Annotated in this window: 2 protein-coding genes and 1 tRNA gene; all 3 read right to left on the minus strand. The window is 51.9% G+C overall.

The window, feature by feature from the left end; genetic code table 11:
• Positions 1 to 701: type II secretion system protein (locus GX016_10865; protein HHT72043.1), on the minus strand; the 701-nt coding region annotated here is incomplete at its 3' end.
• Positions 702 to 1,485: 784 nt separating this feature from the next.
• Positions 1,486 to 1,561: transfer RNA gene (locus GX016_10870), tRNA-Lys, on the minus strand.
• A gap of 83 nt (positions 1,562 to 1,644) precedes the next feature.
• Positions 1,645 to 3,024, minus strand: a complete 1,380-nt coding sequence (locus GX016_10875) for an NAD(P)/FAD-dependent oxidoreductase (GenBank protein ID HHT72044.1) — start codon at positions 3,022 to 3,024, stop codon at positions 1,645 to 1,647.
• Positions 3,025 to 3,073 lie beyond the last annotated feature (49 nt).

The raw sequence follows: 3,073 nt of genomic DNA on the forward strand, positions 1-3,073 counted from the left end.
AGTTTGCCGTTAACGTCGCCAGTGAAGAGACTATTGGTGATGGTGCCCCAATTCCGGCCCACGAGGCCGCCGGTTCTTATTGCGCCGGTAACAGTGCCGGTGGAATAGCAGTCTGAGATGGTGCCCTCATAGTTTTGCCCCGCTAGGCCGGCAGTGCAATCTTTGCCAGTGATATTAACGTCTTCGAGCTTAATGTTGATGAGCTCTGCTCCCGGGCCGATTCTGCTGAATAGACCCTGGCCATCGGCCTCAGGACGGTTGATTTGGAGATGGCGGATCACGCAGCCGTTGCCGTCGAAGGTGCCGACAAAAGACAGCCTTGTATCCATGACATTGTGATTTTGGTCCTTCGGGAAACCGATGGGGACCCAGCCCTCTTCTCCGCCAACACCAGACAGATCGAGATCAGCCATAAGATAGTAAGTGCCGTTTAGGGGATAGGCCGAGTCGTGGCCGATCTTGGCTAGCTCCTCGGCGGTATAGATAGAGATCTCGCCTTCTTCCCGTTCTTCCGGTTTTTTGATCGGCTCAGATTTGTCAAGTCCTTGGATAAGGCTAGCGTCGTGCTGCAATGACGTGGATTTCGCTTTTTGGGTCCGGCCCCGGTATGTAGATACTGCAATTAGGGCTAAAATAATAATCATGGTAATAACAATTAACATTTTGATCAGGCTAAAATCTTTCTTCGAATTTGCTTGCACGATGGACCTCCTTTGTACCCATCATGTCTCCCGGGATTATAACCCGCACATTCCTTCGCCCAGTCTCATGGGGTAAACTATTGTAATCACACTTAAATCACTTCGACAGTATCCTTACCACTTCCTACCTAAGTCAAACCTTTCTTCTCCAGGATAACAGCACGAACCCTCAAGTACTACAAGGTTGTTATCGAGAAGGAGCTTACCCTCCCAGGTGGTTTAATGACCTAGCAGAAGAACAGAAAGTCAACTTTTCAGCACCGCTCCAGAAAGCATTGAAAGACTATCTTGGTATATCAGAAGCCGAAAGAGCCCGATAGGGGCTCTTTTTTCACGTCAGAAAGCCGCCTTTGTGAATGGCTCCTCTTGTTGTAGCCAATGCAAAGACAGCTAGAGCTTATGTTTTGTAGTCTCCATCCCTTATAGGTAGGCAAGGAACAGTATGATACGTGGATTCCCCGCAGCTATGGATCGTTTCCATTGCAGGTAGGCTATGAACTAGTGCCGGCGCGTTCTTTTGGCCCTTCTATGTATAAGTATAACAGAATTTTCTGCTGTTTGATAAGGTCCCCTTCATTGGACGAAGCGACACGTCCAACCTAAGCGCTCTACTATTAAGAAGCAATTTGCTAAAAAGCAGGGCAAAAAGCAAGATCTCTACGCCAAAAACTAGCAGGGAGGTAATCCCTGCTAGTCTTAATCCTATGGTAGCACTGCGGCAGCAAAACTGCTATTTTGATTATGTTTCCAAGAGTGATAACAACGCCGAAACTCCAGGTATGAGTGGTGGGCCATGGAGGACTCGAACCTCCGACACCCTGATTAAAAGTCAGGTGCTCTGCCACCTGAGCTAATGGCCCACTCAACGCTAATATAGTACAATAAAACCGGGTACGTGTCAACCGAAGATTAGTGGTGGCCGGGTCGGCACGGAGGCCGATCCCTACAGGTTGCGGCTTATGATGGCTTCGGCGCAGACTAGGCCGCAGGCGGAGGCTTGTACTAGGCCACGGGAGACGCCGGCGCCGTCGCCGGCGGCAAACAGGTTTTTGATTCCGGTCTCCAGCTCGGATGTGAGTTCGAGCCGGGAGGAATAAAACTTGACTTCGACACCGTACAAGAGAGTGTGGCGCGAGTAGACTCCGGGTGCCACTATATCTAAAGCTTGTAGCATCTCGACGATACTCACCATGTGGCGGTAAGGAAGAACCAGGCTTAAATCTCCCGGGGTGGCTGCTTTCAGTGTGGGCTCTACCATGCCCCGCTGCAAACGCTCCAGGGTGCTGCGGCGGCCGGACAGGAAATCTCCCAGTCGCTGTACCAGTACTCCATCGCCCAGTAGATTGGCCAGACTGGCGATATATTTTCCGTAGGAAATCGGTTCTCGAAACGGTTCGGTGAAAGTTTTGCTGACTAAAATGGCAAAATTCGTGTTCTCGCTACGTTTTTCGGCGTAGGAGTGGCCGTTTACTGTGAGCAGGCCGCTGTTGTTTTCCAGCACCACTTCGCCGAAAGGGTTCATACAAAAAGTGCGGACCCGATCGTCGAACGCTTTGGAGAAAAAGATAAACTTAGACTCGTAGATCACGTCGGTTAGATGTTCCATAACTACCGCCGGCACTTCCACCCGCACGCCGATGTCTACCGGGTTCACTTCCATTTTGAGCCCTAAGCGCGTGGCTTCTTTGGAAAACCAGTCTGAACCGTCGCGTCCGGGAGCCACGATTACATACCGGGATCGTATGGTTTCTCCCTGCTCGGTTTCTACGCCCACGGCCCGACCGTCCTGCACTAGAATTGTCCGCACCGGCGTTCGGCACCGTATTTCCACCCGCTCGCCGATATAGTGGCGCATATCGCGCAAAATGGCAAAGCATTGTTCGGTGCCTAAATGGCGGATCCGGGCCGGTACCAGGTTAAGATCGGCCCTGGCTGCTTGGCGCTGGATTTCTTTGATTTGATCTTGATCGGTGCCAAAGACATGCTCCGGCGCTCCGAAGCGAAGGTAGACGTTGTCTACGCTTTTGATCAATTCGGCCACTCGGCTCCGCTCCATGAATTCGTCCAACCAGCCGCCGAACTCAGTGGTAAGAGTCAGCTTGCCGTCGCTAAAGGCCCCGGCTCCACCCCAACCGGAAACAATGGAACACGGGTTACAGCGGGCACAGATACCGCGTCTTTTCATCGGACAGTTCCGGGCCGAAATATCCGGACCTTTCTCCAGCAGGAGGACCTTGAAAGCGGTCTTTGAACTCAGTTCCAAGGCGGAAAAAATGCCCGCCGGCCCTGCTCCCACTATGATTACGTCATACTCCGGCTGCACCTTATCACCCCTTTAGCCTAGAGGCAGAAGATCTGTGCCGTCAACAGCA

Source organism: Bacillota bacterium (assembly GCA_012837285.1).
In the GTDB taxonomy this organism is placed as follows: domain Bacteria; phylum Bacillota; class DTU030; order DUMP01; family DUMP01; genus DUNI01.